Origin of the sequence: Bacillus sp. D7-8, from assembly GCF_052055895.1 — a bacterium.
Lineage (GTDB): Bacteria > Bacillota > Bacilli > Bacillales > Bacillaceae > Bacillus > Bacillus velezensis.
Genome location: NZ_CP179922.1, coordinates 677244 through 700886, shown reverse-complemented (window position 1 = coordinate 700886; position 23643 = coordinate 677244). Strand labels below are relative to the sequence as shown.

Below are 23643 nucleotides of genomic sequence, written 5' to 3'. Positions count from 1 at the left end.
TGTAAATATAGTGGGTACGTCTATGGTTACGCCCTATACTTCTTAAAATTCTCTGCCTGTTCAAATATCTCTTTAAAAATCTCATCTTTAGGAACAGGAGGGTAATCGTTTTCAGCAAGCGTTAAAATAAGATCGACTTTTAGCTCTGCCTTAATATCATCTCTACTCGACCAGTCTGTATATCTTGCTTTATCCGCGATGATAGACTTTATTTCTTGTGATAGCTTAATAAGTTTGCCGTGCGGGTATTCAAATTCATGTTTCTCCGATATTGCTTTGAGAATATCGTAGAAAGCCTTCTCCTCATAATCAATTCCTAAATCCTTGAAAGAATCCCGCTCGTTCATTAGTTCTCCAAACAAATCCGCAAATTGTTCTGCAACATCATCCAAAACATCACTTTGCAAAGCTTGGAAGTCTTTTCTTTCATTATATTGTTCAAGCAATTTTTTAAATCTTTTTGAAAAGTCGACACCCTGAATTTTATTGGTTTTTTTAAATTCCTCAATTGCTTTTGACAGTAGTTTTTGTAGAAGCTTAATTTTAGTGTTTGGTAGTTTGATTTTATTAATCTTAGCTAAGTATTCGTCACTAAATAAATCCGCATTATTTTTCGAATCATTTTTATCAAGCTTAAATACTTCTTCCACTCCTTCACTTATTAAAGCTTCTTCCATCATCTGTCTTACTTTTTCATTCATTTGAGCAGTATCCGGAGCATCACCTTTTGTTAGTTTATGGATGATGGACCTTATAGCTAGGTAATAGTGAATATAATCTCTTTCCATTTGGCTTATATTTTCACTAGACACACATAAATTGTAGGCAGAGCGAAGTTTCTTCGTTATGGCCATAAAACGTTTTTCTAATTGCTCCGTTTGTTGTACAAATTCTGCTGCTTGATTTAAGCATTGTAATTGTTGCAATGGAGTTCCGTGAAAATATGCAGTATTATCAAATTTATAAAAGATTTTTGCTAATAAATCTAGCTGATCCTTTACAATGACAACTGCCTTATCGATACCATTAAAATTTTCCCCCTCTACAACACCATATTTTTTCATCGCTACATTTAAATTGCTCTTTATTCCAAAATAATCGACAACTAATCCAGTTTCTTTACCTTCATAAATTCTGTTTACTCGTGAAATAGTCTGAATCAGGGTGTGCTGCTGAATTGGTTTATCAATATATATGGTATCTAGTGATGGTACATCAAATCCTGTTAGCCACATATCAACAACGATGGCTATTTTGAAGTTTGATTTTTCATTTTTGAATTGCCTATCTAACTCTTTACGATATTCTTTCGTACCTAACAGGTCATAAAGTTCTTTACTATCATCTTTAGTACGAGTCATGACCATTTTAATTTTTTCCATTGGTTTAATTTCTTTTTTTTCTTTATCAGTAAGCTCAACACCTTCGTCACAGACTCTAACTTCTGCCCACTCTGGACGTAGTGCAATAATTTCTTTATACAAGTCATAAGCAATATGTCGGTTGGCAGCTACAAACATTGCCTTACCTTTTATTGTTGCACCTTCTTCAATTCTCTTTTCATAATGCTCTACAAAATCTTCAGCCACTAATTTTAACCGTTTAGGATCACCAAGAATAACTTCCATTTGGGTTACTGCTCTTTTACTTTCATCAATCTGATACTCATTAGCTCCAGCAGTTTCGCACACTTTATAGTATTCTTCGATTTCATGCAATTTTGTTTCATTGAGATTTACTTTAGCAGCTCTTCCCTCATAAACAATCCGTACAGTTATTTCATCGTATACAGCTTCAATCATTGTGTATGCATCTTCTACTTCCCCAAATACATCTAAAGTTGCATCCACCGGTGTACCAGTAAAACCAATATAAGTTGCATTAGGCAGAGATTTGTGCAAATGCTTGGCAAAACCATATTTTTTCTCGACACCATCTTTAGTGATTTTTATTTTTTGGTCAAGATTTGTTTGCGAACGATGTGCTTCGTCCGAAATACAAATTACATTGTTTCTATCTGTCAGCAGATCAACATTTTCATTAAACTTTTGAATAGTAGTTAAAAATACGCCACCACTTTTTCTATTTTGTAGGTATGACTTTAAATCTTCCCGACTTTCCACACTTATTACTTGGTCATCGCCTATAAAATACTTAGCATTTGTGAATTGTCCTGCAAGTTGATCATCTAAATCTGTTCTATCTGATATCAAGACAACAGTAGGGCTTTGTAGGTCTTTATCTCTCATTAAAAGTCTTGTAAGATATAGCATGGTATAACTCTTGCCTGAACCTGTTGCTCCAAAATACGTACCACCCTTACCTGAACCTTGCGGCCGCATATTTCTTTTAATGCTTTTTAATAATTTTGTTGCGGCATAATATTGTGGATAACGAGGAACAATTTTTTCTTTTTTGCTGCTTGTATCAGGGAAATAAATGAAGTGACGTACCACTTCTAGGAAACGTTTTTGGTTAAATAGACCCTTCACCATTGAATAAAGTGAATCAATGCCATCCTTTTCAAACGATTCCTTACCTTCTATTTTTCGCCATGCATAAAAGAAATCATAGGGAGCAAATAACGAACCAGCCTTATTATTTACTCCATCACTAATAACACAAAATGTATTATACTTAAAAAGCTCAGGGATATCCCTCTGGTAACGAACAGTCAGTTGTGTATAGGCATCTTTTATAGTCGTATTTTCTTTGATAGCACTTTTGAACTCTATCACTACTAAAGGTAAGCCATTTACATAAACAATTACATCTGGAATACACTTTTTAAACCCTTGTATCTCTAGTTGATTTACTATTCTAAATAGATTATTGTCGATATTATTAGGAGCAAAATCTATTAATTGAATAAATAAATCCTTTTTACTTCGGTCTTCTCGTTTTAGAATAAAACCATCTGAAATCATTTTGATAATAGCTTTGTTACTTTCGTATAAATTCGATGCAGGTAATACTTCCATCTGTCGCATGATATTGTCAATCTCATTCGGCGTAATGTTATCATCTGAGTAGCGATTAAGTAAAAATGCTTTTAAATCATCGCGTAGAAGTACATCACTTATTTCCTTCTGAATGCCCGTTCCGCTTTGGTGTGAATAGCTTTCACTTTCAAAAAGTTCTATTACGGCTTGCTCTAAGGACTTTTCAGAGAATTTCAATGTTCTTCCCCCTCGTCGTGGCAAGTTTAGATAAAAGCAGCTTTACAGTTGAGCTTAATAACTTATTTAGTTCAACTTTAAGATAAATTGCGTTATATAAACCCCTTACTATATTTTGAAAACTATTTTCGATATCTTTAGGTGGATGCACTACATTTTGCTCCGCAAAATCTTTTACTATCAATGCATTAAAAACCGCTCCACTTGCTTGTTTTTTTAAACTTCTAATTGTAGCAATAGTTAATTGGTGGATATAATACTGATTATCCCCCATCAATGCATAACAACTTTGATTCATTGTCATTTCAGTCCCAGCTAAAGCTATAGCCCCAACTGTCCCTCTAGCTGTAACAAAAACGGTGTTTTTGGGATATAATTTTGTACTGCTATTTCGTAATCCCAGTTTAGATACAGATTTTTCTGTCTCAAGGCAATAATAACTTTCGGAAACATCTCCCGGAGTAAAAAATGGAATACCACCATTCCAATAAGTATCAATAGTTGTATCTGGTGTACCCCCACCACCCACTTTTACAACATCCGTGAATGATTTTACTTCCCAACCCTTCGGTATCTCAGTGTTTAATATTGGATTAAATTTCATTTTTCCACCACTAGATTTATAAGGATTACCCAATTGATTTGGAAATTCAAAGTCAATAAACCATTGCTTATAGATAGTCTGTACGGTTTCTTCTAATTTTTGAATGAAAAGATTATTCACCTTTATTCTATCTAATAATATTTTGTGCTTATTTATAATTTCCTTTTGCTCATCAATGGAAGGAACCGGGAGTTGCATATTACAAAAATCTTCCCACTCAATACTACCTCTAACACCACCTATAGCATAAAAACAAGCTTCTCTGTCAAACTCACTTCTACTAAACCACATCATTAAATACTCCGGTAAAATCATCTCAGTATCTACAACTTCAAAAACAGGATAGGCAGCAGATATGATAGCTTCATCATAATCCTGTAGTAATGCAACTGGCATTTTTTTATCTCGCCTTACTTGCATGGTGCTACAAGCAAACTGTTTTTTTCTTATAATCTTATAGTTTTTAAAATCTGTTCCAATTGTATTTGCAACTGATGGAATGAATTCTTTTGTAATACTTAGTCCTAAAAGGGTTGTTACATTAAGATTAACATTCCTTTCATCAACTAACCGAATGCAATCACCAATCCTCTTATAATTCGATTTCATAACCTAACTCCTTAAAAACTTTTAATAAATCCTTTTTAGAGTCTTCTTCAGCTTTAAGCAGGTCAACAAATTCACTTTGTATTAGTTTCATCTTCTCATCAAAGTCAATATCCTCGTCACGATTAGCAAACTCAATGTATTTACTTGGCACTAATGAGAAATCTTTATTTACAACCTCTTCAAATGTTGCGCTGTAACTGAATTCCGGGATATTTTGATATTTAGTTTCATAATCAGTTTGTTGCCAGTTATGATATATGTTTGTAACCTTTGTAATATCATCTTCCGAAAACTGAGTATATTTTTTTTCAAATGGGACACCCATTTCTCGCAAATCCATAAATAATACTTCTTTTTCTCTGTTACGATACTTTTTTAAACTTCCATTTTGGTCAATAGTACGAGCCTTTTTGTTTTTATTCAGGATCCAAAGCGTAACACTTATGTTAGTGGTATAAAACATATTTTGCGGTAATACAATGATAGATTCGACTAGATCATTTTCAATCAATTTCTTACGTATTTTATATTCATCGCCACCACCGCTTAATGCACCATTCGCCAATAGAAACCCGGCTACACCATTCTCAGATAGTTTAGAAACAATATTGAGAATCCAAGCATAGTTAGCATTACCTCTAGGTGGTACTTCGTAACCTGCCCAACGCGGATCATCTGTTAACTCATTCTCAGCTCTCCATTGTTTCTGATTAAACGGAGGATTTGCCATAATAAAATCAGCCTTCAAATCTTTATGTTGGTCATTAAAGAAAGTATCAGCAGCAGTCTCTCCAAGATTAGCCGAAATTCCTCTTATAGCTAGGTTCATCTTTGCCAGCTTGTAGGTTGTAGTTGTATACTCCTGTCCGTAAATCGATATATCTTTCTTATTTCCCTGATGTGATTCAATAAATTTTACTGATTGAACAAACATACCCCCTGATCCACAAGCGGGGTCATAAATTTTACCTTTATATGGTTCGAGCATTTCTGCAATAAGATTTACTATGCTTTTTGGAGTATAAAATTCTCCTTTTCCTTTTCCTTCTGCCAATGCAAACTTACTTAGGAAATACTCATAAATCCTTCCTACAATGTCTTGCTGCTTATCTTTGATAGTGTTTATGTTGTTTATTGTATCTATTAAGGATGCTAGTTTACTTACATCAAGGTTTAAACGGGAATAATAATTATCAGGTAACGCGCCTTTTAATGCCGGATTATTTTTCTCTACAGTAAAAAGAGCGGTATCGATTTTTAATGCAATATCTTCTTGCTTGGCGTTCTCTACTAAGTAACTCCATCTCGAAGTTTCAGATAGATAAAATACATTTTTCATGGTGTAAAACTCAACCATATCAACATATTTTTCTTTACCCTCATCTAATAACTCCGCTTTTCGTTCTTCAAATTTATCACTAGCAAATTTCAAAAAGATTAATCCTAAAACAACGTGTTTATATTCTGAAGCCTCAACGGATCCGCGTAATTTATTGGCGGAATCCCATAATGTTTCCTCCATACTCTTTTCTTTTGTATCTTTCTTTTTAGCCATTAAAATAGCCCCCAATTCTCTTTATCATATCTCATTAATTATAAGGATGAAATGATTATTTAAATTTCATGGAATTTCACCCCTTATATTTCTATATCTATTATACCGTTTTAAAATCACTTATAAAGGACCTATAATCTTGAAGTAGTCAGCTCACAAACCTAACACATGAGCTGACGCTGATAAAAATTAATCTAGACCCTCAATTACATTTCCGATTCCAATTTTGTTTAAGCACTCAACTTGCCTTGCTTTAATATTTCTTTTGCTTGTTAGATTAAACCGTTATATTTCTGTTCAGCATTTCTAACACCCTGAACAATCTCCATTTGCTCTTGAAGATTAACATCAGGAAACTCGATATCCTCAATATCACTTGTAGTCAAAACTTTTACTGTACCGCCTTTGATATAAAAGAAGACGGTACACCGGTGATTAATTACCGATTTGCCGCCCCAACATTTGAATAAAAGCAGGTTTTTCCCTTATCGGGAGCCTGCTTCATTTTTTAAAATCATCTGCGATACTACCTCCACATGATTCGTATGCGGGAACATATCCACAGGCTGCACTTCGAGCGTCTGATACCCGCCATCCTCAAGCATCCGCAAATCTCTTGCAAGCGTTCCTGGATTGCAGGACACGTACACCACTCGCTTCGGTTTCATGTCGATGATTGTCCGCAGTAGCGCTTCGTCACAGCCTTTTCTTGGCGGGTCGACGACGAGGGTGTCGGCCGTGATACCTTCTTTATACCATTTCGGAATGACGGTTTCCGCTTCTCCGACTGCGAATTCTGCGTTTGTGATGCCGTTCAGCTCAGCGTTGCGTTTTGCATCCTCGATGGCTTCCGGCACGATTTCGACGCCGTATACTTTCTTCGCCTGCTTCGCCAGAAATAGAGAAATCGTTCCGATGCCGCAGTAGGCGTCGATGACGGTTTCTTCCCCTTGCAGCTCCGCGTACTCAAGCGCTTTGTCGTAGAGCACTTTTGTCTGTTCCGGGTTGACCTGATAGAACGATCTGGCGGAGATGGCGAATTTGACGTCTCCGATGAGGTCATAGATGTATTCTTCGCCCCAGATGACGTTTGTTTCGTTCCCAAAGATGACGTTTGTTTTGTTTGGATTGATGTTTTGCACGATGGATTTGACGTGCGGGAATTGCGCTGTGATGTCTTCGATGATCTTCGCTTTGTGCGGGAAATCGCTTGTTCTTGTGATGAAGACGATCATCATTTCGCCTGTGACGACGCCGTATCTGACCATGATGTGGCGGAGCCAGCCTTTGTGGCGTTCTTCGTTGTAGGCTTTGACGCCGTATGAGGTGCAAATGTCTTTGACAGCTTGAACGGCTTCGTCGTTTTTGGATTGCTGGATCAGGCAGGCGCTCATATCGATGATGTCATGGCTTCTTTGCTGATAGAATCCGGCGACGAGTCCGCCTTCCCGTTCTCCTACCGGCACCTGCGCTTTGTTTCTGTAGTTCCACGGGTCTTCCATGCCGAGCGTCGGATGCACGATGACTTTTGAAAGGTTCAGCTTGCCGATCCGTTCTAAGACGTCTTTGACTTGTTTCTGTTTAAACAAGAGCTGGCCTTCATAGGTCATGTGCTGAAGCTGGCAGCCTCCGCATTGCTTGTAGATCGGACACGGGGCATCCGTTCTGTGCGGGCTTTCTTCTTTCAGTTCAATCAAGCGGCCGAAAGCGAAGCCTTTTTTGACGCGTGTCACTTTGATTTGCGCTTTTTCCTCAGGCAGGGCGTTCGGCACGAAGATCGGGAAGCCCTGAACCTTTGCGACGCCCGCTCCGTCGTGCGTCAAATCCTCAAATGTCACATCATAGTATTCATTTTTTTCTATCGGGGGTTTCATTTTCATCTATAATCACCTCTAGTTTTACCAATAGCCTTGTTTCAGCGTGCTGGCAAACCTTCAAATTCAATGTCAGCCTTCAAAGGTTTCCGATCACGCTGAAAAGATGACAAAATCCTAAAACGAATACTGTTTTAGGATTTTGTCCGCGTATTAATCATCCAGCTGTTCCGCTTTCTCCTTCGGCATGATGACGTGAATATGCCGGTACAGGTTCACGAATTCGCCCGGCAGCATGCCGCCGTATTCGCCGTCCAGGTTCAGCTGCATCTTTTCTGATACATTGACTTTCACACGGTTCGCTTTTGTGTAAATAATGTGCTGATCGTTAATATGATCGCCTCTGAGCGCCATGCTCGCGACTCTGATAAACTCCGCGAGATTGGCTTTTTTCAAAATAATCAAATCAAACATGCCGTCATTCAGGCTGGAATCAGGGGCCAGCTTCTCGAATCCGCCGACCGAGTTGGTCAGCGTCACTAAAAACAGCATAATTTCGCCTTGAAACAGCTTGCCGTCATATTCAATCTCGACTTCTGTCGGTCGAAGTGAAGGCAGCATTTCCATTCCCTTTAAATAATAAGCAAGCTGGCCGAGCATCGTTTTCAGTTTGCTTGGCACATCATACGTCAGCTCCGTCAGACGGCCTCCGCCGGCGATGTTGATAAAATACTGACCGTTCACCTGTCCGATGTCGATCGGGCGGGCTACGCCGTTAATGACGGTATCAGCGGCATTCAGTATATTCTCTCTCGGAATGCCCAGCGCTCTGGCGAAGTCATTTGTCGTGCCGACCGGAATGATGCCGAGTGTCGGGCGTTTGTCTAACGGCGCGAGGCCGTTGACGACTTCATTAATCGTTCCGTCTCCGCCGGCTGCGATAATCAGGTCAAACTCCCGCAAAGCGGCTTCTGTTGCGGCGTGGGTGGCATCCCCCGCGCATGTGGTGGCATGGGTGGAGGTTTCATAACCGGCTTGTTCAAATTTTTGCAGGACCTGGGCAAGATTTTTCTTAAAAAGCTCCCGTCCTGAAGTCGGATTGTATATTATGCGTGCACGTTTCATTATCTCATCATCCTACTTAAGAGTATCCGATCCATTATTAACACTAACAACCTTTAATTATACTATGACTTGAGAAAATCGCAACAATATGTACAGGAATTGCCAGAAGAAAAAAGGCCCGGCTCCGTTTAAGGAGCCAAGGCCCGCTGTCTTACTCTTCTTCCGTTCCAGGTTTTTTCTTACGGAATTTCGCTAATACTTCATATACGATCGGCACAATCAGAAGGGTAAGCAGAGTCGAACTGATTAAACCGCCGATAACGGTGACACCGAGTCCTTTAGAAATGACCTGGCTTCCGCCTTCGAAGCCCAATGCCAATGGAAGCAGGGCGCCGATTGTCGCGATCGCCGTCATCAGAATCGGACGCAATCTCGTAGAGCCGGCTTCCAGGAGCGCTTCTCTCGTCGATAAGCCTTCCGCTTCTTTATGGATGACGCGGTCAATTAAGACAATCGCATTTGTGACGACGATTCCGATCAGCATCAGCATACCGATCATGGCATTTAGACTGATCGTCTCTCCGGATACATACAGTCCGGCTAATGCGCCGATGACTGTAAACGGAAGCGAGAACAGAATCGCAAACGGCGCTAATGCTCCGCCGAACGTGATCACAAGAACGAGGTATACGATGGCGATTGCGGCAAGCATTGCTAAGCCGAGTTTCGTAAAGGAATCAGCAATATCCGCTGATACACCGCCGGTATCAATCGATACATTGTCCGGGTGATCCAGTTTGTCCACTTTCTTTTGAACGGCTGATGACACCTTCGTGACGTTGTCAGAAGTGACGGTTGCCGTTACGTCAGCGTACACTTTGCCGTCGCGTTTGGAAATGGTATCGGATGTCGTGCCGTTTTTCACTTTCGCCACATCGCCGATTTTTACTTCTTGGCCTGCAGGCGATGTGATGGTTTTATCCTCTAATTCTTTTACACTCTTATACTGGTCTTTTTCTGTTTTGATGTTGACGTCAAGCTCTTTGCCGTCCTTTTTCACCGTTGTCAAAGGAGACTGTGACGTTTGGGACATCAGGGCTTGGGAGATTTGCGAAGCCGTCAGGCCCTGCTTGCTGAGTTTCTCCTGGTCAGCGACAAACGTGTACTCATCATATGTGCTGGAAAGGCCTGAGTTGATGTCTTTCAGATCCTTCTGCTTTTTCATGATGCCTTCGATGTCTTTGACCGTGCCTTTAATATCAGACTCTGAATCTCCGTACACATAGTACGTTAATTCGTTGTTGTTGCCTGACGAACTGAAATTTTGTGATTTCCATTCGCCGCGGCTGGATGTTTTTTTGATTTCTTTTAAGACATTGTCTTTTTCTTTGTCAAAATCAGGCGTGTCATCCTCGTATTTCACGTAGAACAATGCGCCGTTTGAGCTTCCGCCGAGCGGACTTTGCGAGCCTAATGAATACTGAACGGTATCGACATGTTTGCGTTTAAGCAGCATGTCTTCCGCTTTTTGCGCAGCTTTTTCAGCTTCGCTTTTCGTTTCGCCCGGTTCAGGCGTGTATGTGAGCTGCATCGTTTTGTCCGCTTGCGCAGGCAGGTAGCTCGCGCCGATCAGAGGTACGAGGAACAAACTGCCGACAAGCATCAGAACCGCGATGATAGATGTAATCCATTTATGTCTTAATGACCAATGCAGCACTTTTTTATAGAAATTGGCCAATCTGCCCGGCTTATGCTCTTTCGCTTTAACAGGCGCGCCTGTGAGCGATTTTTTGAATAAGCTGTGCGCAAGCATCGGCACCAGTGTGATCGAAATCAACAGCGATGCGGCAAGCGCGAAGACGATTGTTAATGCAAACGGCATAAACAGTTCGCCGATCTGTCCGCCGACCATGGCAAGCGGCAGGAATACGGCAATGGTTACGATCGTTGATGACATGATCGGTTTAAACATTTCTTTCGTCGCTTCACGCACCAATTGCTTCCCGCGTAAAGGTTCATCTTTCAGCCTCATGCGGCGGTAAATGTTTTCGATCACGACAATCGAGTCGTCGACTACCCGTCCGATGGCGACCGTCATCGCACCGAGCGTCATTATGTTCAATGTGACATCAAGCTGATTCAGCACAAGAAGCGCAATCAGCAGTGACAGCGGGATGGAAACGATAGAAATCATCGTTGATTTAATATCTCTTAAGAATAAGAGAATGATCACGACCGCAAAAATCGCGCCGAAAATCGCTTTGCTTAACATCGTATCCACCGACTCTGTAATCGGCTCTGCCATATCAAGAGTCGAGCTGTACTTGAACCCTTTATGGTCTTTTTTGTATTGATTCAGTTCATCTTTAATCGCATCGGCCACTTCTACCGTGTTGGCGTCATTGGCTTTTACGATATTAATTCCGATGCTGTCCTTTCCGTTCGTGCGGGAAATGGATTCAGCTTTTTTCACATCTTTAATGTCGGCAATGTCAGAAAGCTTGACTGTCGGCACCCCTGCTGACGCGCTTTGCTGTGCCTGCTGCATAGCCTGAGCGTCCGCCGCAGACGCCGCACCGGCTCCGCCCGCTTGACCTTGAGCGGCAGAAGAAGATGTGACCGGAATTCTCATATCTTTCAGATCTTTAATTGCCGTAATATCTCCGTTAACGACAACTGATTTTTCTTTGTTGCCGAATGTGTACAATCCAAGCGGCGTATTGACGTCAGAGCCTTGGATCACTTTCTTGACGGTATCTTCATCGAGTCCGTACTCTTTCATTTTTTTGTCTTTGAAAGAGAATTCCACCTGCTCTTCCTGCTGTCCGGAAACTTGCACAGACGCAACGCCCTGAATGCCTTCAAGCTTAGGAACGAGAGTGTTTTCCACATTTTTGGTCAGGTCTTCAAGCGAGCTTTTGCCGCTTGTCACACTGAGCGTCAAAATCGGGAAAGAGTTGAGGCTGTAACGGGAAATGTCAGGTTTTTTCGCGTCGTCAGGAAGGCTGACACTGTCCAGCGCTTCAGCGACTTCGGTTTTCGCCTTGTCCATATCCTTGTTGTAATCATATTCAATCATAACCGATGAGACGTTTTCAGAGGATGTGGACGTTACGACGCTCACTCCTTCTAAATTCTGGACCGCCTGCTCGATCGGTTTTGTCACGTCATCCGCAACTTGACTCGGAGCAGCTCCGGGATAAGTCGTATTTACTGAAAGGTAAGGCATGTTGACGTCCGGTATGGATTCCTGCTTCATATTCATACCGGCATACAGCCCTGCTACAGTAACGATAATCGTCATCAGCCAAACTGCGAATTTGTTCTTCAGTACAAAGTTAATAATGTGGTTCATCATGTCCTCCGTTAATTTTTATTGACTGACTGGTCATTCTATATAATACTAAACGGTATAACTCAACATCGTCAACTAATAAGGCAGTAAATTTTTCTAAATTTTTCAGGATTAAGGGGAAGCACGTCATGAACGAAAAAAAAGAGAAAATCATAAAAACAGGCATCCATTTATTTGCCAAAAAAGGGTTTTCTTCAACAACCATTCAGGAAATCGCCGGTGAATGCGGAATTTCAAAAGGGGCCTTCTATCTCCATTTCAAATCAAAAGAAGACCTTTTGCTCTCAGCATGTGAGTATTACATCGGCATGTCTATGGAAGAAATAAAGAAAATCAAAACAGAACATCAGCATAAACCGCCTAAGGACGTATTCCGAAAACAAATCGCATATCAATTCCAGGAATTTATGGAACACAAGGACTTTATCATTCTCTTGCTGAGCGAAAAGGTCATTCCTGAAAATCAAAAGGTCAAACAGTATTTTCATGAGGCCAATATTCAATTTAACATGCTGTATCGGGATGCGTTGCTCTCCGTTTACGGAGATGCCGTCACACCGTTTTTAGCGGATGCGTCCGTTATGGCGCAAGGAATTGTGAGCTCCTATATTCATTTCTTGATTTTTAATGAACATACGGCATTCCGGACGGAAAACGTGGCGGCCTTTCTGATTGCCAGAATCGATGATCTGATTACGGGACTGATAAGAGACAATCCCGATCCGCTGCTGCCTGAGGATATCTTCACTCAGCCCGCGGCGGACAGAGAAAGACTGCTTGCGGATATTCAAAAGATAAAAGCACAGCAGGGGCTGCCTGAGGACGTCCTCGTATCGCTTGAAGTCATTGAAGAGGAATGTGCAAAGGAAGAGCCGCGAAAACCGATTATTAAAGGAATGCTGTCCAACTTGGCAGGCAGCGGAAATGAGCAGATTGAAACGCTGCGGGCTTCCATTGAAACCTATTTCATCTTATAAAAAAAGAGACCGGCGCTTACCGGTCTCCGTGTCAGCAGCGCCCTTAGAGGCGGCTGCTTTTTTTTATCGTTTTTTGATTTCTTCAAGTAAGATCTTGTTGACCATCGGCGGGTTGGCCTGTCCTTTTGAGGCTTTCATAATCTGCCCGACAAGGAAGCCGATCGCGCGGTCTTTTCCGTTTTTGAAGTCTTCAATTGACTGCGGGTTGCTGTCAAGCGCATCTGTTACCAGCTTCAGAAGCACGCTTTCGTCAGAAATCTGCACGAGGCCTTTTTCTTTGACGATTTTTTCTGCGTCGCCGCCTTTTTCAATTAATTCTTTAAAGACTTTCTTCGCGATTTTGGACGAGATGGTTCCTTTTTCAATCAGCTTAATCATGCCGGCAAGGCCTTCAGGAGTCAGTGCGACATCCTCAAGCTCTTTTTGTTCGGCGTTCAGGTAAGCTGAGACTTCACCCATCAGCCAGTTTGATGCCTGCTTGGCTTCTGCGCCTTTATTGACCGTTTCTTCGAAGAAATCAGCCATTTCTTTCGTCAGCGTCAGAACCATTGCGTCATAAGCAGGCAGGCCGAGCTCTTCGATATAACGCTTGCGGCGCTCGTCCGGAAGCTCAGGAATGGTTGCTCTTACGCGTTCTTTCCATTCGTCATCAATGTAGAGCTCGACAAGGTCAGGCTCAGGGAAATAGCGATAGTCGTCCGAACCTTCTTTGACACGCATCAAAATGGTTTTTTTCGTCGCTTCATCGTAACGGCGCGTCTCCTGCTGAATGACTCCGCCTGACAGAAGCACCTGCTCCTGGCGTTTCTCTTCATGCTCAAGTCCTTTTTGCACGAACGCGAAGGAGTTCAGGTTTTTCAGCTCCGTTTTTGTGCCGAATTTCTCCTGGCCGATCGGACGGAGGGAAATGTTGGCGTCACAGCGCAGTGAACCTTCTTCCATTTTACAGTCGGAAACACCTGTGTATTGAATAATTGATTTCAGCTTTTCGAGATATGCGTAAGCTTCCTCCGGTGTGCGGATATCCGGCTCAGATACAATCTCGACAAGCGGCGTGCCCTGGCGGTTGAAGTCAACGAGGGAATAGCCGTCGCCCGTATGCGTCAGTTTTCCCGCATCTTCTTCAAGGTGAAGACGGGTAATGCCGATTTTTTTCGTTTTTCCACCGACTTCGATTTCGATCCAGCCGTTTTCGCCGATCGGCTTGTCAAATTGAGAAATTTGATATGCCTTCGGGTTGTCCGGATAGAAATAGTTTTTCCGGTCAAACTTCGTATCCGTTGCGATTTCGCAGTTCAAAGCCATTGCGGCTTTCATCGCGAATTCGACCGCTTCTTTGTTCAAAACGGGCAGCACGCCGGGATAGCCGAGGTCGATGACGCTCGTTTGGGTATTCGCTTCCGCGCCGAATGGCGTCGGTGAGCTTGAGAAAATTTTAGATTTTGTTTTTAATTCCACATGGACTTCAAGTCCGATTACCGTTTCAAAGTTCACTTCATTTCACCCCTTACAGTTCAGGTTTCGCTTTATGATGATCTGTTGCCTGCTCAAAAGCATGAGCGACGCGGTATACAGTGCCTTCATCGAAGTGTTTTCCGATGATTTGCAGTCCGAGCGGCAGTCCGTCCGCAAATCCGCACGGCACGCTGATTCCCGGCACACCCGCGAGGTTGACAGGGATCGTTAAAATATCGTTGGCGTACATTGTGAGCGGATCGCTGGTTTTTTCGCCGATTTTGAATGCCGGTGTCGGCGTTGTCGGTCCGACGATGACATCGTATTTCTCAAATACGTCTTCAAAATCTTTCTTAATAAGCGTGCGCACTTTTTGCGCTTTTTTGTAATACGCGTCATAGTAGCCGGAGCTGAGCGCGAAGGTGCCGAGCATGATGCGGCGCTTCACTTCATTGCCGAAGCCTTCTGAGCGTGTCTGTTTATAAAGGTCGATCAGGTTGTCCGCATTATCTGAGCGGTAGCCGTAGCGGATGCCGTCAAAGCGCGCAAGGTTTGCAGACGCTTCGGAAGAAGACAGCAGATAATACGTCGCAAGCGCGTATTTGCTGTGCGGCAGAGATACTTCTTCCCATGTCGCTCCGAGGTCTTCAAGCACTTTTAAAGCGGCTAAAACCGATTCTTTCGCTTCTTTGCCGACGCCTTCTCCGAGATATTCTTTCGGTACGGCGATTTTTAAGCCTTTAATATCGCCAGTTAATGAAGAAAGAAAGTCCGGCACTTCGACATTGGCGCTCGTAGAGTCCATTTTGTCCGGGCCTGAAATCGCCTGAAGCAGGAATGCGTTATCTTCTACGGTTCTTGTGATCGGCCCGATCTGGTCCAGTGAAGACGCAAAAGCGACCAAACCGTAACGCGACACGCGTCCGTATGTAGGCTTTAATCCGACGACGCCGCAGAAAGAAGCCGGCTGGCGGATGGAGCCGCCCGTATCAGATCCGAGTGAAAACGGCACTTCGCCCGCGGCAACCGCAGCTGCGGAACCGCCGCTTGATCCGCCGGGAACCGTATCGAGATTCCAAGGGTTTTTCGTCGCTTTGTACGCGGAGTTTTCAGTAGAAGAACCCATCGCGAACTCGTCCATATTCAGCTTTCCGATCGTGACGGCTTCAGCAGCTTGAAGGCGCTCCACGACCGTCGCATCGTAAATCGGATCGAAGTTTTCGAGGATTTTGCTTGAGCATGTTGTGCGAAGCCCTTTGGTCACGATGTTGTCTTTGACGCCGATCGGCATTCCGAAGAGAAGACCGTGTTCAGACCGTCCGTCAACCGCTTCGTCAAGTTCTTTCGCGTAAGCGCGGGCTCTTTCTTCATCAAGCTGTAAAAACGCCTGCACCTTATCATCCACGGATGCGATCCGTTTGTAAGATTCATCAACAAGATCGGAAATCTTGATTTCTTTTTTATGTATCATTTGTTTCAGTTCTGTGATTTTGTGATCAAATAATGACATACTGTCTCCCTCCTTTAATCCAGAATAGATGGCACACGGACATAGCCGTCTTTATGATCGGGAGCATTTTTCATGACATCCTCGACCGGAAGGCCTTTACCCGCTTCATCTTCTCTCATTACGTTTTTCATTTTCAGCACGTGTGTTGTCGGTTCCACGTTATCCGTGTCCACTTCATTAAGCTCCTCGGCAAACGAGATGATGCTGTCAAGCTGTTCTGTGAACATTTCAGCTTCTTCATCCGTAATGGCGAGTCTCGCCAAATGAGCGACATGCTTTACTTCTTCTATAGAAATTCGTGACATAAGATCCACCTCCGCATAATTCTCCGTTTCGTCATATAATACTGATCATATCAAAAACGAGCCCTCTAAAGCAACAAAACGCCGCCTTCTGAGGCATGATGAAACCCTCTCTATTTTATCCTAAATCGGGGAGAAAGAGAAACGAATTATATGTCAGAAAATTTTTACTTTTATAATTTATTGGTAGCGTTTTCATCTCTAAGCTGTTCTATGTTGGCGGGGATTTTTTCCTTGAGCGGGCCAGGTTTCGAGAGTTGATTGATCGGGGATACTTTGTTAGGTTTAGTAACCATAGCCAGCACTAAATCATGCGATCCGCATGGAATGACGACTAAAGGCTGGATCGCCGGCGCATATTCCGGCACTACTAATCTACAGAGGTGATGCAACATTTACATGAAAGAAGAGAGGGTCCAAAAACGTGAGTATTGAACTAATTATATCTCTTGGCATTTACTTTGCTGCCATGCTGTTAATCGGCTGGTACGCATTCAGGAAGACAACGAATATTAATGATTACATGCTGGGCGGAAGAGGACTCGGCCCGTTCGTAACGGCGCTGTCCGCAGGTGCGGCCGATATGAGCGCATGGATGCTGATGGGAGTTCCCGGCGCAATGTTCGCAACGGGGTTATCGACCTTATGGCTGGCGCTCGGTTTGACGATCGGCGCGTATTCAAATTATCTGCTGCTTGCTCCGAGGCTGCGCGCTTACACGGAAGTTGCGGATGATGCGATTACGATTCCCGATTTTTTCGATAAACGGTTCCGCCACTCGTCATCATTGCTGAAAATTGTTTCCGCCGTGATTATTATGATCTTTTTCACACTGTACACATCGTCCGGGATGGTATCCGGAGGCAGGTTATTTGAATCGGCATTCGGCGCCGACTACAAATTCGGTTTGTTTTTAACGGCCGGTGTTGTTGTGCTTTACACGCTGTTTGGCGGTTTCCTCGCTGTCAGTCTGACTGACTTTGTACAGGGAGCGATCATGTTTGCGGCATTAGTGCTTGTGCCGATCGTTGCTTTTACCCAGCTCGGGAGCGTTTCAACGACGATTGATTCGATCAACGCCGTTAACCCGAAACTATTGGATATCTTTAAAGGCGCGAGCGTCATTAGCATTATTTCTTATTTGGCATGGGGACTCGGCTATTACGGCCAGCCTCATATCATCGTACGATTTATGGCGATTAAAGAAGTGAAAGATTTAAAACCCGCCCGCAGAATCGGGATGAGCTGGATGGCCATTTCAGTTGTCGGTTCATTGCTTACCGGGATTATCGGGGTTGCGTATTCTCATCACTTCGGAGTCTCCGTAAAAGACCCGGAAACGATTTTCATTATTTTTTCTAAAATCTTGTTCCACCCGCTGATTACGGGCTTCTTGCTGTCCGCGATTTTAGCGGCGATCATGAGTTCCATTTCCTCACAGCTTCTCGTAACGGCAAGCGCCATTACGGAAGATTTATACCGCGCTTTTTTCAGACGGGAAGCGAGCGATAAAGAATTAGTCATGACCGGACGCCTGTCGGTATTGATCGTGGCCGTTATCGCCATCCTGCTTTCCATGAATCCGAACAGCACCATTCTTGATCTGGTCGGATATGCGTGGGCAGGTTTCGGTTCGGCTATCGGCCCGGCGCTCTTGCTCAGTCTGTACTGGAAACGGATGAATGAATGGGGAGCGCTTGCGGCGATGATTACCGGGGCCGCGGCCGTTTTAATCTGGATCACGACAGGGCTTGCCGCTTCAACCGGCGTATACGAAATCATTCCGGGGTTCTTCCTCAGTCTGATTGCCGGTATTGCCGTCAGCCTGCTGACCAAAAAACCGGCCGATGCTTCTTATCAGCTGTTCAGCCGGATGGAAGCTCTTTTGAAAAACAAGAAATAGACAAAAAGCCGTCAGATTTTATCCCTGACGGCTTTTTTCTTCCGCACTTGTCCTGCTATAAATACTGTGAGAAAATCATATCAATTTATTATAAGAAAAATTGCGGAGGTGCTGTGCAAATTGAGCTGGCCTATCGAACCAGAGATTTTATTAAAGCTGGGCATTGCCACGCTGATCGGCATGATCATCGGTCTTGAACGCGAGCTGAAAAACAAACCGCTCGGACTGAAAACCTGTATCGTCATCGCCGTCAGCTCCTGTATGCTGACGATCGTCAGCATTAATGCGGCATATCATTTCCCGAAATATTACCGAATCATGATGGATCCGCTCCGCCTTCCCGCCCAAATCATTTCCGGCGTCGGTTTTATCGGCGCGGGCGTGATCCTGCGTAAAAGCAATGACGTCATATCCGGCCTGACGACATCGGCCATCATCTGGGGCGCAGCCGGGCTCGGTCTGGCTACAGGCGCCGGCTTTTATAAAGAGGCGTTCGCAAGTCTCTTGTTTATCCTGATCAGTGTCGAATTTCTTCCGTGGCTGATCAGAAAAATCGGTCCCAACCGCTTGAAGGAAAAGGATATCCGCGTGAGAATGTCTCTTTCCGATAAAGACAAAATGACCGAGATTCTAAAAGAAATGAAAAGCAAACGGCTCCGCATTCACTCCGTCCGGATTGATGATCTGCGCGAAAAAGAATTTCCGATTATGGAAGTGAAAGTCAGTGTTCACAAAAACCGCTACACCACTGACGTCTATTATGATATTAAAGAAATTCAAGGTGTCGTCGGAGTGAAGTGTGATACGTTATAAAAAAACGCCGGGCTGGATTCAGCCGGCGTTTTTCTATTTATACGAATGCAGAAAAGTTATACTCCGTAATCGGGGTTTCGTTTTCGATATCGCGCCTGAAGGCTTTCAGCATCTCACGTTCCTCGTCCCCGAGTGAATTGAGGTCAAACGCCTGATGCAATAATCCGTAGATCAGCATATGGCGCAGCCGGAGAAAATCCGGGATGTGTTCAAGCCAGGCGGGGTCAAGGTCATTTTCTTCCCTGTAGCCTTTCATAAAGTGAGTCATGAATTCACCCGTAAACGCGGCCTTGTCTTCATACGGGATGACCGGATACCACAACATGTTGTACAGCAGAATACTGATATCATTCACAAACCAATTGTAGCCGATATCATCAAAATCAAATGCAGTGATTTTTCCGTTGTCCCAATTGAAATTGCCGTGGTGCAGATCGGCGTGCACAAGGCCGTAGTTTTCAGGGTTCTTCGGCAAACGGCGCAGTTTTTCCATTAGAGCATCCGACCGCTCAAATACGAGATGCTGATCTGCGGGCACGTATTTTCTCAGCTTCAGCTGCTCCTCTTCATCCCATTCCTGCCTTTTATATGTCGGATCGCTCAGACAGTAGCTTTTCGTCAGCCGGTGCATGTTCCCCGTGTACTTTCCAAGCTGGTAAAACAGAGTTCCGTTCCAGTCTGATTCCTCCACTTTGCGTCCGGGCGCTTTTTCATAGACTCTTACTAAAAACGCTCCGCCTTTTCCATCCGGCACTTCTTCGACATCTTTGCCATTTAATGAAGGAATCGGCTTTGCTGCTGAAAGCCCTCCCTTTGCCAGATGATGAAGCCATTCCATTTCTCCGAGAATATATTCCGGTGTTCTTCTGATCGTATGCGTAATTTTTAAGATATAAGGTTCGTTATCTTTCACAATTTCATATACGTAGTTCTCGGCGTCCGCAATAAATTGAAACTTGGTAAAGCCGTATATTTCACCTGCTTCAGCGAGCACCTTATCTTCCTCAAAAATCGCTTTAATATCTTTATGCATGCTGATTCACCCTTTTCATAACGTTTGTAGGCGGTGTGTGTACTCAGCAAATGTCATTCATCAACATTCCTGCCCTTCTTTTTTCACAGCAGATTAGTAACATCCGCTTAGAAACGAAATGTGTTTTCCTGTTAATTCCTGATTATACAAATATCTTAACATACCTCATTCCTCGCTCCAACGATATTCACAATAAAAAAACCCTTGCTCATACAGAAATGAACAAGGGCATCTTGGTTAATCGTAAATATGGACGGTCGGTTCTTTGTCACCCGCATTGCGGACGATCAGCGCTTCCTGGCCGTCAGACGAGGTAATGTTAATTTCGACATCAACTGAGCCTTTTGAATAATAATCCATCAGCTCACCTGTTAAGTATTGGGTAAAGGCGATGACTTCGCTTTTCCCGTAAAATTGCATCGGGATTTCAATCTTCATTTTTCTCATTTCATCGTTTTCGTACATTGCCGTTCCGACGACTCCGGTGTAATTCGGGAAGTAGCTGTCGATGGCGTTTTTGAAGCGTTTAAATACTTCGGAATCATCAGGGTATTTCTTTGCCGTGTCTGTATCCGCCGGATAGAAGACGTACTTTTCTTTGACATCATCCCAGTTTGAAATGGTGGATGAGCCGGCTTTGACTTCTGTTTTTGCAATGTAATTCCCCGGTACGATTGATGTTTTCGGCGCTTGTTTATAAAGGGCGACGGTAATCGGCACATTTTTCAGGTTATCCATTTTCCGAAGGCGGTTAACGACTTCCTGGGCGATTTCTTCACCGTGGCTGCGGATCGTTTTGTCACTGAGCTCCACTTCCTGCTGCGGATCACCTGTGTTTTCACGGTAATAGTATACAGAGTTGAGAGCGAGACCGATCATGATACCGCCAAGCTGGATGGAATTTTTATCTTTTCTTACTAAGTAATCCTGCTCAAGCATGGACGCTAAGTAAATCGGGCTGTTTTCATTTTTCTCTTTTGCCGATCCCGAGCTTGGCAGCACGGGATTTAAGCCGAGATTCTGAAAATTGGAATCTGCCTTTTTCGCCTTTTTCAGATCACTGCCTTCTTTTTTGCGGTCAAGCCAGCTGAGTACCGTGTCCTCATCTAAATACTGGCCTTCCTGATACAAATAGTCATCCGTCGGGAACGTGTCTTGAGCGAGCCGCATCAGACCCGTCTCGAATTCATCGATGTCCAGCCTCGTGTTCAGCCGGTCCGCGGTCAGGCCGCGCGCTTTTCCGGCCTTAAACGGAAGCACCATTTTATAGTAGGAATCAGAGATATTATATTTCGGTATGATCGCTTTTTCAGAAGACTTTGCCGTTTTCTGCGTGATCTCTTCCTCTTTGTTCCCCCCGAAACTCGGCGAACAGGCCGACAGCATGAGTACTGCCGCCGTTGCCGTCGCCGCCAATGCCAACATCTTTTTCAATAGAAAACACTCCTCTTATTTCTTTAGCTCTCCCAATAGCTGTGCTTCATTCCATACTTCAATATTTAATTCCTGCGCTTTTGTCAGCTTGCTTCCGGCCGCTTCTCCGGCAATCAGCAAATCTGTTTTTTTGCTGACAGATCCCGTCAGCTTTCCGCCGAGCGCTTCAATCTGCGCCTTGGCTTCATTTCTGGACAGCTCTTCAAGCTTTCCGGTCAACACGATGGTTTTGCCGGCAAAATAAGAGTCGCTGTCCTCCGCTTTTACTTTTTTCGGGCCTTTGTAGAGTGTGTTCACACCGAGTTCCTCAAGTTCATTCAATAGCTCAAGCATTTCTTCTTTGCGGAAATAGGTGATAACGGCATCGGCCATCTTTTCGCCGATTTCATCCACCGCAAGCAGCTCTTCTTCCGTGACTTGTTTCAGATTTTCCAGGCTTTCAAAATGCATGGCGAGTGTTTTGGCCGCTTTTGAGCCGATAAAACGGATGCCGAGACCGAACAGCAGGCGTTCCAGCGAATTCTCTTTCGACTTTTGGATGGAGCTGATCAGATTGTCAGTTGATTTTTCCCCCATCCGCTCAAGCCGGATGACCTGCTCTTTCGTCAGCTTATACAAATCAGCGACATTACGGACGAGATGTTCACGGAAAAGCTGTGTGATGACACGTTCTCCGAGTCCGTCAATATTCATCGCGTTGCGTGAGACAAAGTGAATCAGGCCTTCTCTGATCTGCGCCGGACATTCCGGATTGATGCAGCGCAGCGCGACTTCTCCTTCAATGCGGACAAGTTCGCTTTCGCACTCAGGGCATCCGGTCGGCATATTGAATTCTTTTTCTTCCCCGGTCCGCTGTTCGATTAAGACATTGACGACCTCAGGGATGATGTCGCCCGCTTTTTTGACGACCACTTTATCGAGAATGCGGATATCCTTCTCTTTAATTAAATCTTCGTTATGAAGGGATGCTCTTGAGACCGTCGTTCCCGCGACTTTTACCGGTTCCAGAACGGCGGTCGGCGTAATGACGCCCGTTCTTCCGACATTCAGTTCGATATCGAGCAGTTTTGTCACGACCTCTTCCGCCGGGAATTTATACGCAATCGCCCAGCGCGGGCTTTTTGCCGTATACCCGAGCTCTTCCTGCTGGTCGAGCGAATCGACTTTGATGACGATTCCGTCAATTTCATACGGGAGATCGGCCCGCTTCGCCTGCAGCTCTTCGATCATTTCAATGACTTCATCTATCGTGGCGCATTTTTTCCGTTCCTGGTTTGTTTTAAAACCGAGCTCATCCAGAAAATCCAGGCCTTGACTCTGTGTTTCCACACCCATTTCGTCAAGCTCCGCTATACTGTAGACGAAGATGTCAAGATTTCGTTTCGCTGCAATTTTCGGATCGAGCTGTCTGAGTGAGCCCGCAGCCGCATTCCGGGGATTGGCGAACGGCTCCTCTTCATGTTTCAGCCTTTCTTCATTGAGCGCTTCAAATGACTGTTTCGGCATGTACGCCTCTCCGCGCACTTCTATGGAAAGATTCCGTTTCATTTTCAGCGGAATGTTGCGGATCGTTTTTAAGTTTTCCGTGATATCTTCGCCCGTCGTTCCGTCTCCTCTTGTCGCGCCTCTGACGAAATAGCCGTCTTCATAACGGAGAGAAACAGCAAGACCGTCTATTTTCAGCTCCACATTATAAGCGACGCCGTCACCGACAGCCTGACGGACGCGGCGGTCAAAATCGCGGAGGTCATCATCGTTAAATGCGTTGCCGAGACTGAGCATCGGCGTGCCATGCTGCACCTTTTGAAACGATTCAAGCACCGCTCCCCCGACCCGCTGTGTGGGCGAATCAGGCGTTCTGAGTTCCGGGTGCTCTTCCTCTATGGCAATCAGCTCCTGCATCAGTCTGTCGTACTCGGAATCCGGCACGCTCGGTTCATCTAAGGTGTAATATTCATAACTGTACTGATCGATGGTGCGGCGCAATTCTTCTGCCCGGTGTTTCGCTGTTTCTTTGTCCATCATGTTCTTCCTT

At 44.1% G+C, this 23643-nt stretch carries 15 protein-coding genes; 3 read left to right on the top strand and 12 right to left on the bottom strand.

Going from position 1 to position 23643, the window contains the following annotated elements:
• Positions 1-26 precede the first annotated feature (26 nt).
• The 6 genes from ACKTRM_RS03615 to ACKTRM_RS03590 form a co-directional block, all read right to left on the bottom strand.
• Positions 27-3179 carry a type I restriction endonuclease subunit R gene (locus ACKTRM_RS03615; RefSeq protein ID WP_012117015.1) on the bottom strand — a complete coding sequence of 1051 codons (3153 nt, stop codon included), beginning with the start codon at positions 3177-3179 and terminating at the stop codon, positions 27-29.
• Positions 3166-4392 carry a restriction endonuclease subunit S gene (locus ACKTRM_RS03610; RefSeq protein WP_012117014.1) on the bottom strand — a complete coding sequence of 409 codons (1227 nt, stop codon included), beginning with the start codon at positions 4390-4392 and terminating at the stop codon, positions 3166-3168. Before ACKTRM_RS03610 ends, ACKTRM_RS03615 begins: the two co-directional genes overlap by 14 nt.
• Positions 4376-5947 carry a type I restriction-modification system subunit M gene (locus ACKTRM_RS03605; protein ID WP_012117013.1) on the bottom strand — a complete coding sequence of 524 codons (1572 nt, stop codon included), beginning with the start codon at positions 5945-5947 and terminating at the stop codon, positions 4376-4378. The genes ACKTRM_RS03610 and ACKTRM_RS03605 overlap by 17 nt, the downstream gene beginning before the upstream one ends.
• Positions 5948-6432: 485 nt before the next feature.
• Positions 6433-7827: a 23S rRNA (uracil(1939)-C(5))-methyltransferase RlmD gene (gene rlmD / locus ACKTRM_RS03600; protein WP_012117012.1), complete on the bottom strand. Its 1395-nt coding sequence runs from the start codon at positions 7825-7827 to the stop codon at positions 6433-6435.
• A gap of 147 nt (positions 7828-7974) precedes the next feature.
• Positions 7975-8886 carry a diacylglycerol kinase gene (locus tag ACKTRM_RS03595; protein WP_007609891.1) on the bottom strand — a complete coding sequence of 304 codons (912 nt, stop codon included), beginning with the start codon at positions 8884-8886 and terminating at the stop codon, positions 7975-7977.
• Between the two features lie 151 nt (positions 8887-9037).
• Positions 9038-12181, bottom strand: a complete 3144-nt coding sequence (locus ACKTRM_RS03590; RefSeq protein ID WP_012117011.1) for an efflux RND transporter permease subunit — start codon at positions 12179-12181, stop codon at positions 9038-9040.
• A 128-nt stretch (positions 12182-12309) separates the two neighbouring features.
• On the opposite strand from ACKTRM_RS03590, the gene ACKTRM_RS03585 reads away from it, so the two are divergent.
• Positions 12310-13158, top strand: a complete 849-nt coding sequence (locus ACKTRM_RS03585) for a TetR/AcrR family transcriptional regulator (RefSeq protein WP_012117010.1) — start codon at positions 12310-12312, stop codon at positions 13156-13158.
• A 63-nt stretch (positions 13159-13221) separates the two neighbouring features.
• Here ACKTRM_RS03585 and gatB read toward each other — a convergent pair whose 3' ends face one another.
• Genes gatB through gatC form a run of 3 tightly spaced genes read right to left on the bottom strand, consistent with a single transcriptional unit; the run spans position 13222 to position 16428 of the window.
• Entirely contained in the window at positions 13222-14652 is a 1431-nt protein-coding gene (gatB, locus tag ACKTRM_RS03580; RefSeq protein WP_003155730.1) for an Asp-tRNA(Asn)/Glu-tRNA(Gln) amidotransferase subunit GatB, read from the bottom strand.
• A 13-nt stretch (positions 14653-14665) separates the two neighbouring features.
• Entirely contained in the window at positions 14666-16123 is a 1458-nt protein-coding gene (gene gatA / locus ACKTRM_RS03575; RefSeq protein WP_007408915.1) for an Asp-tRNA(Asn)/Glu-tRNA(Gln) amidotransferase subunit GatA, read from the bottom strand.
• Positions 16124-16137: 14 nt separating this feature from the next.
• Positions 16138-16428: an Asp-tRNA(Asn)/Glu-tRNA(Gln) amidotransferase subunit GatC gene (gene gatC / locus ACKTRM_RS03570; RefSeq protein WP_003155732.1), complete on the bottom strand. Its 291-nt coding sequence runs from the start codon at positions 16426-16428 to the stop codon at positions 16138-16140.
• A gap of 421 nt (positions 16429-16849) precedes the next feature.
• Here gatC and putP point away from each other — a divergent pair, with 421 nt between their 5' ends.
• Both putP and ACKTRM_RS03560 read left to right on the top strand, forming a co-directional pair.
• Positions 16850-18328, top strand: coding sequence for a sodium/proline symporter PutP (gene putP / locus ACKTRM_RS03565; protein WP_012117009.1), 1479 nt, complete (start codon positions 16850-16852; stop codon positions 18326-18328).
• A 120-nt stretch (positions 18329-18448) separates the two neighbouring features.
• Positions 18449-19141, top strand: coding sequence for an MgtC/SapB family protein (locus ACKTRM_RS03560; protein ID WP_012117008.1), 693 nt, complete (start codon positions 18449-18451; stop codon positions 19139-19141).
• 37 nt (positions 19142-19178) lie between these two features.
• Here ACKTRM_RS03560 and ACKTRM_RS03555 read toward each other — a convergent pair whose 3' ends face one another.
• The 3 genes from ACKTRM_RS03555 to ligA form a co-directional block, all read right to left on the bottom strand.
• Complete coding sequence (locus tag ACKTRM_RS03555; RefSeq protein ID WP_012117007.1) at positions 19179-20174, bottom strand: phosphotransferase enzyme family protein; 996 nt, start codon at positions 20172-20174, stop codon at positions 19179-19181.
• A 237-nt stretch (positions 20175-20411) separates the two neighbouring features.
• Positions 20412-21608, bottom strand: a complete 1197-nt coding sequence (locus ACKTRM_RS03550; protein ID WP_007408912.1) for a CamS family sex pheromone protein — start codon at positions 21606-21608, stop codon at positions 20412-20414.
• Between the two features lie 15 nt (positions 21609-21623).
• Complete coding sequence (gene ligA, locus ACKTRM_RS03545) at positions 21624-23630, bottom strand: NAD-dependent DNA ligase LigA (RefSeq protein ID WP_041482180.1); 2007 nt, start codon at positions 23628-23630, stop codon at positions 21624-21626.
• Positions 23631-23643 lie beyond the last annotated feature (13 nt).